The sequence below is a fragment of the Nitrososphaera sp. AFS genome, from assembly GCF_009898475.1.
Lineage (GTDB): Archaea > Thermoproteota > Nitrososphaeria > Nitrososphaerales > Nitrososphaeraceae > Nitrosopolaris.
The window spans coordinates 1-7,250 of sequence record NZ_QURE01000090.1; the positions used below are offsets into that span (position 1 = coordinate 1).

The window sequence follows — 7,250 nt, forward strand, 5'->3', positions numbered from 1 at the left end:
ACGTGGCACAGACTTTAATTTATCTTCCATAGTAATCAGAACTCAAGACATTGAGTCATTCATAATACACTAGTGATAATCCTGAGGTCATCTAATAAAACAGGGAAAATACAAATGCATTTTAGCAATTCGCAATATGATAGTAGCATGGTCCATATAATCACAACTGTGTACGACTTATGGTGAAAGATGTGAAAGATGTGAAGGCATTAGCGTTATTAATGTGGCCATTGAACCAAATATCGCTTTCCGAACAATAATATTGGATTAGCAGTTAAATTTCCTTTTTCAAAATTCGATATTTCATATTCAGATAAATATGCTCTAATTGCATCTCTGATTACTTCAGATCTGCTGGAATAATGCTTTTCATTTTTTATTTCATCAAGCTTGTTGCGTTGTCGCAGATAATTATATACTTGTAACAGATGACACCTTATTGCTAAATAAATACTAACGACTATTAGGATTTACTAAAGGTGAATCAGACTTAGCATCAAATTAATAAGACCGTATTTGACCTTATCTATTGAATAGCACTTAAAGCCGAGTCAGGTGGGGGTGTTAGGTAAAATACAAAATAAAAAAGATAATGAATCATTAACACATAGAGCTACCAAGCTAACGACCGTTTTATTGCTTACCTCATTTTACTTTGTCGTACAAATTGTCGTGGCTGCTTACACTAGAAGCTTAGCATTGCTCTCTGATGCAGGACACATGTTTGCAGATGTAGCTGGACTTGCTTTGATTCTTTTTGCCCTAAACTATACTCGTAAGCCTGCGACGCTCAAACATACATATGGATTTTATAGAATAGAAATATTAGCAGCGCTGCTAAACAGTCTAATACTCATTTTAATTTCTGTATATGTTTTATATGAAGCAGGCATTAGAATCTTTCAACCACCCGAAATTCACGCCCTGCCTGTAATAGTGGTGGCCGCTGTTGGATTGGCAGTGAACTTTGTCGGAATGCGTCTTCTGGGAAGTAATGGACATTTTCATGTATCTAATGCAAACGCTAGCCACGAGGAATCTGGGGACCAAGAAATTCATGAGGAAGGTAGCCTCATTGTGAGAAGTGCGTACTTGGAAGTACTGAGTGATATGTTAGGAGCTGCAGCTGTTATCGCTGCAGGTGTTATAATATTTGCCACCGGATTCTATTTGGCAGATCCTTTGATCAGCATAGGCCTAGCTATATTCATATTAATTAGGACATGGTCACTCATTAAAAAATCCATTCATATATTAATGGAAGGGGTACCAGCTAATATATCACCTGAAGAAGTAAAAAATGCGATATTGGACATTAAGGGTGTGACAGGAGTATTTGATTTACACATATGGACAATCACTTCGGGAATGAATGCGATCTCAGCGCATGTGGTAATAATAAATCGTAGTAGACCTAGTAGCATCTTACAGGAAATAAACGCAATACTTGAAAAGAAGTTCAAGGTAAACCATGCCACCATTCAGATAGAAACTTACCATTCAGAACCTAACTGATTCTGACCGGAGAGCCTATCGAGAACCTATCGTTGTAATATTACAATTATTTTATATATCAATCACAGTTGGTTTAAATTCTAATTGCCTTTAAACGCGTTCTTATCGATTGTACACTTGTGACCATAATTGACGCTACGCTCCCGTTTGAGGTTTCTGTTGTCTTATGACAAACAAATACCCAATCACTTAACTTGACCTTGGATTTGCTTTTTTCTTTATACCATGATTTAGGCAGTATTCATTAGATGTCAAAATTCTTATAGCAGGTGGGAGCAGCTGTGACTTTCGATTGTCACGAACTAGTAAACTAGACTAGATCCGAATATAGTAAACAAATAGTAAACCTAGAAAGGAAGTAGGAATATATTTACATCTATCTTTCCGTTACAGTTCTCCAGTTATCTTCATATTTTTATATCTGGTTTTCTTCAATGATTATTTAATCCATTTAAGCACAGCATCATATCTCTCTTCTATTCGTACCATGTTTCCTTCGAGATCCAAACGAGATGCAAACATCCGATATAGTCTTGCCTGAACGTCCAGGTTCAGTTACCAATCATTGTGTGCATATTTTCAATTGAATCCCCATATTACTTCACTCCAGGAGCGAGCGAAGTAGGGTGTCAATATGTTAGGAAGCCAAAATGTCAACCATGTATGCAGCACAATTAGTAATAGATAACGAATATCAACACCAGAGCAGATACATTGAAATTTAGTTTTAATATTTGTGACTAGGGACATAAATGATGAAATTTCTTGTAGACCCTGGAAAATCAATGAAAAAACTCAACCTTAAAAACTGGGAGGCTGATTATGACGCGGGCAAACGAAAAGAAGACGTCGAGGATGAACTAGATCGCTTTTCTAGTCGAATGTCCTATTTACAATACAAACTTTTTGCGGCCAAGAGCCAGTCTCTTCTAATTGTTCTTCAAGGGATTGATGGTTCTGGCAAGGATGGTACTATTCGTCATGTTATGGGTGGGCTAAATCCTCAAAGTTGTTATGTAAAATCTTTTAAGGTTCCAAATGAAGAAGAGCGTTCTCATGACTATCTTTGGCGCATCCATAAGGCCATTCCGCAAAATGGTGAAATCGCAATTTTTAATCGGTCACACTATGAGGATGTCATAGAGGCCCGTGTTAATAATTTAATTCCCAAGAACGAATTAATCCAAAGATACAGACAAATCAATGATTTTGAAAGATACTTATCAGAGAACCATATTACGATATTGAAATTCTTTTTGCACATTAGCAAGGACGAACAGAAACAAAGAATTAAGGAGCGATTACATGATCAGACAAAACTCTGGAAGTTATCTGAAAGTGATCTATTTTCTAGGAGGCACTGGAATAAATATATTGAATCCTATGAAGAAACTCTTAGTAGATGTAGTACTCGCTTTTCACCCTGGTACATTATCCCGGCAAATTTCAAGTGGTTCCGTAATTGGATGATAGCTCGTACTGTTGTCAAAACATTAGAGGAAATGCACTTAGAATATCCTAAACCAAAAATTGATGTCTCTAAGTTCTCTGAATTGTTATATTACAAAAAGTAAATGGTTGTAAAGTTTGATAATTTAAATTAGTAACTCAAATATATTTTTGATAGATTTCAATCTTTCTATCTATCGATTAGATCTTCTAGCGCCAACTAAGTCGGCTGTCTAAACTGGTTTTCGGGTATGTCATTTATTTGCAAAATACTTCATGGCGGTAGCTGTATTACGTGTGGCTTCTGAACTTTTAATTAATATTGATTGGGTTGATTTATATGTAATAATTTTGTTTGTTACATTTTCCAAGAATTGACTCATATCATGGTAGCATCAACCATTCTTTTCCTCCTTTACTAGCCGGTGACTTTCTAAACACCATCCTCCAGCAAGGACAGAACATACTTACATGGAAATAATAGACCCCCAATCTACAATAGTTTTTATCACCATCATAGTTGCGTTGGCCCAGGATTGTATTTGAATACAATCATGCTTACAGAATTTCTGTAAACAATACTGATTGTAGTACACACGAAATTTCTTATAAATAAGGAATGGACCCTTTAGGGCAGACCGATAAATTAGACTATATTCATTAGGTTCTTTCTTTAGAGATAGTTGTAAATCAAGTATTAGATTGTTTGTAACAACTCTAGCGTTTATTTCTGATGATGAAACGTATTACACCAGAATTAACTTATGTACTTAATATGCAGCTCCAATTATTTAGGTATGCGAATTTGCAGAAATTGATTTGGAACATCGAGGTCACTATTTTCCGGTACCGATCAGTTTTTGTTCGTTATTAGAGCATCTACAATAATTGTACAAATTGCGGCTTGCAAATATGGGAAAGCACAATACATTTATTTGGCCAATACATGCAGTTATCGGAACAGGCTAAGTAGATAATCAAATTACAAAGTTAAACTATGAACAAGTAACGAAACTATTATTTGGCAGGGAAAAATAGAAGTGAGCGGACGTTAATGCTTCAATTATTTAAATTGTAATAATTTCTTTATTTCATGAACCAAATCCTCGGTTTCGATTGGTTTTCTTAAGAATAACTCTTGATTGAATTCATCGAATCCATTTTCCTTTCTAAACTGTTCATAATAATATTCACTTGCAGTTAGAAAGATTATTTTGACCTTGCCATCTGTCCTTCTTATCTTCTGGTATAAATTGAACCCATCGACATCTGGCATCTTGATATCTAAAATAACTAGATCATATTGACCTCCTCTAAAATTTCGATATGCTAATACAGGGTCAGTGTAAGTATCCGTATTAAATCCATTATATTCTAAGGTCATTCGCAATATGTCCGCTATGTCCTCCTCATCATCTATTATGAGAATTCTTTTCTGTTGCTGTTTGGATCCCATGAGAATTTATTTATAAAGATAAATCACATCAAAATATTTAGTAATTGCAAAAGATGCCAGATCCCCGTTATCAACAAGATGTCGGTATTGCTCCTTTGATTGGATCATGTTTATACAGGTCATGATCATAAGCGAAAGAATACTTACTAACCATGTTGTGGAGAGACTGGTAAGGTAAATGTGAATGTAGCTCCATTGCCATCAGGATTATTCTTTGCCCACATCTTACCACCGTGAGCCTCTATAATATTTTTTGCAATAAACATTCCTAATCCAGTACCTGACTGCGATTTTGTAGCAAACTTTGTAAATAGCTTTGGTAATATCTGCAGATCTATACCGGTGCCATTATCCTTTATGTTAACAATCATCTCATCATAATCAATTTTTTGTACAGTAATAGATATTACTAGATCATGTAAATTCTTCTTTGCAAATTTAGTAGCGTTATCTAATATGTTTAGAATAACTTGTACTATTCTATCGCTGTCTGCCTCTACAGGAATAAAATTTTCAGAAGTGTTATAGGAGAGTGTTATCTCATTGTTATCTCTGTAATTTTGTTGTTCCTTTGCAAGCTCTGTGTTATAGTCTTTTATTACATTCGATATCAACTCAACAATATTCAATCGTTCCTTTCTTAGCTTTAGCGTCCCCCCTTCAATCTTTGTGACATCCAGTATGTTCTCCGCAAGTCGCTGTAACCTTTTGGCATTTCTAGCAATGATATTTATTAATTCATATTCCTTAGGTTCAGTTATTTCATGCATGAGGACATCAGATAAACCTAGTATTGGTTGTAAAGGAGTACGCAGTTCATGAGCCGCTACATTAATGAATGCATCTTACTATGAAGTTTTACTTCTTCATTTGCTAACTCTAGTTGCTTATGTGAATCCTCTAATTCGTCATATAGCTGTTTCTGTTTCCATAACGATTCAAAAAGTGTGATGTAAGATTCTACAGTCGGTTTGCTATTAGAGTATGTTGATAAACCTAATGCTTCAAGAATATTATATGTTGCATTCTTCTTTAATTCAGCAGTAAAAACATGTTCTCTGTCAGTAATAAGAACTGTTGACGTCGTTGACTCATAGGATCTTAGTTCTATATTTCTAATTTTTCTAATTTGCTCTATAATATGCTGATTTTCCAAATCCATAGGACACAAAATGCTTACTCTCACATTCCTAACTGTTGCTGCGTCAATCAGTGAATGGAGTATAGCTACTGATTTTAGACGTATAAGCGCCCTTGCAGAAGGCAACAAATAGAGGATCTGGCTATTTGCTGTATAGATTAGGGATTTGTAAATCTCAATTGCTTCATTACTATTTTTAAGAACTCTTGTGATCTCAACTGGTTTATCCTTTTTCAGCTCATTTATCCTGTCTATAGAAGGTGTTGCACTTTCCCAATCTGATAGAAAGCGTTCTCTTGCTGTTTTGATAACAGCAGATTCTGTGGATGAAATCCATAGATCTTGTCCTTCGGTCTGTTCGACATTTTCTATCGCCTCATTAGTGATAAGAGGCTCTGCTACTATCGAAAAATATGCAATATTATTATCGTAGATTACACATCTCCGCAACATGTGTTTATCAACATGTCTTATTTCTGCTCCTGCTTCAATTAGTTGATTCACTGCCGGGATTGTATCTTTTTCAATATTTGTAATTATTTTAGAGCTGCCGTTTCGTTGCTGAATAGACGTATGTAGTATGGGAAGAAATGGTTTGTAGCTTTTGACTAACTCCTCACCGGTAATGCTATAAAGAGTATGTTTAGCATTAAGTCGCCGGCTATAAGCATCAGCTAGGGCTTGTTTTCTTCCTTTAATAACACTGGTACTATAGCTAGAATGGAAATTATCATTATCGGTTCACATTAGATACATAGTGTATAATATCATTGTTAAAGCTTAAAGGTATTATTAGAATAAAACTGGGAGCTGCAGAAGAAGGGGGTTTTGTTTCACATATACAAATTCTGATTGTTTGCAAAAACAATTAAATTTACTCCAGGATACAAATTGGATAGCAGTATTTTGCCAAATTGGTGTGATTTTATGTAAAAGTCTCCGAAGTAATGTAATGAGTAGTACGCTATATCTGGTAATGACTAACACAACAAACAGATTTGGATCATACAAGAATGTTTTTTTTCATTTCTGAGAAGTACCACTAGCGCTGCTGCCTGCTCCTATCGCCATGCCACCCTTACCACCATTTCCTGTGCCATTAACACTGGCGTCGCCGCCGTTAGCTGTACCGCTATTTATCGCGGTGCCGCCATTTCCCCCATTCGCATTGTTTGAATTCCCGCTATTTGCGACAGTGATACCCCCGGCACCACCGTTAGCTGAGCCCTTTACTGCCACACCTCCATTTGCTCCATCCCCATTGTCTGAATTTGCACTATTAAGACTAGTAGATATCTAAGATTATGATTTTTATAATCATTTTGTTTAGTTAGAATTTTTATATAATATCGCCATATAGGACAAATTACTGTGAAATCATCTCTTAGTAATGCTAATACCATATTGTTAATGGATGACGAATTTGATGTTAGTAGGCGACGAGAGAAATTGAGGACGTGTGGTGTTTGATTGGCTAAATTTGACAACAGAGAACTCATGAAAAAACATAGAATTAATGTGCATAGTTACTGAACAAAACATTTGCAAGTGTCATGTTTGGAAATCAGCCACCAATAAATACATAACCTGAGTGTTTATAAAATGGGCCAATCCCTTCGTCAAACACTTGCGCTAACACCTGGATTAATGTAGCATCTTCAGGATTTACGTTCAATAGCTCATGCTCTT

General features: G+C 35.6%; 7 protein-coding genes. 2 read left to right on the top strand and 5 right to left on the bottom strand.

The genetic code is table 11. The features are described from left to right. Nucleotides 1-218: 218 nt before the first annotated feature. Nucleotides 219-470 carry a ribbon-helix-helix domain-containing protein gene (locus tag DYY65_RS13055; RefSeq protein WP_370519342.1) on the bottom strand — a complete coding sequence of 84 codons (252 nt, stop codon included), beginning with the start codon at nucleotides 468-470 and terminating at the stop codon, nucleotides 219-221. Between the two features lie 91 nt (nucleotides 471-561). On the opposite strand from DYY65_RS13055, the gene DYY65_RS09110 reads away from it, so the two are divergent. Together DYY65_RS09110 and DYY65_RS09115 are read left to right on the top strand one after the other, a co-directional pair. Next, nucleotides 562-1,515 carry a cation diffusion facilitator family transporter gene (locus tag DYY65_RS09110; protein ID WP_162477645.1) on the top strand — a complete coding sequence of 318 codons (954 nt, stop codon included), beginning with the start codon at nucleotides 562-564 and terminating at the stop codon, nucleotides 1,513-1,515. A 752-nt stretch (nucleotides 1,516-2,267) separates the two neighbouring features. After that, a complete protein-coding gene (locus tag DYY65_RS09115) occupies nucleotides 2,268-3,089 on the top strand; it encodes a PPK2 family polyphosphate kinase (protein WP_162477646.1) in 822 nt (273 codons plus the stop codon). Nucleotides 3,090-4,027: 938 nt separating this feature from the next. Here DYY65_RS09115 and DYY65_RS09120 read toward each other — a convergent pair. The 4 genes from DYY65_RS09120 to DYY65_RS09135 form a co-directional block, all read right to left on the bottom strand. After that, on the bottom strand, nucleotides 4,028-4,420 hold the full coding sequence (locus tag DYY65_RS09120) for a response regulator (protein ID WP_162477647.1): 393 nt from the start codon (nucleotides 4,418-4,420) through the stop codon (nucleotides 4,028-4,030). A gap of 146 nt (nucleotides 4,421-4,566) precedes the next feature. Continuing rightward, entirely contained in the window at nucleotides 4,567-5,256 is a 690-nt protein-coding gene (locus DYY65_RS09125; RefSeq protein WP_370519343.1) for a sensor histidine kinase, read from the bottom strand. Continuing rightward, complete coding sequence (locus DYY65_RS09130) at nucleotides 5,247-6,065, bottom strand: hypothetical protein (RefSeq protein ID WP_162477649.1); 819 nt, start codon at nucleotides 6,063-6,065, stop codon at nucleotides 5,247-5,249. The genes DYY65_RS09125 and DYY65_RS09130 overlap by 10 nt, the downstream gene beginning before the upstream one ends. Before the next feature lie 519 nt (nucleotides 6,066-6,584). Next, a complete protein-coding gene (locus tag DYY65_RS09135; protein ID WP_162477650.1) occupies nucleotides 6,585-6,800 on the bottom strand; it encodes a hypothetical protein in 216 nt (71 codons plus the stop codon). Nucleotides 6,801-7,250: the final 450 nt, after the last annotated feature.

Coding starts and splice junctions, on each gene's coding strand:
- DYY65_RS09120 (WP_162477647.1), bottom strand. CDS start 4,420: ATGGGATCCAAACAGCAACAGAAAAGAATTCTCATAATAGATGATGAG.
- DYY65_RS09115 (WP_162477646.1), top strand. CDS start 2,268: ATGATGAAATTTCTTGTAGACCCTGGAAAATCAATGAAAAAACTCAAC.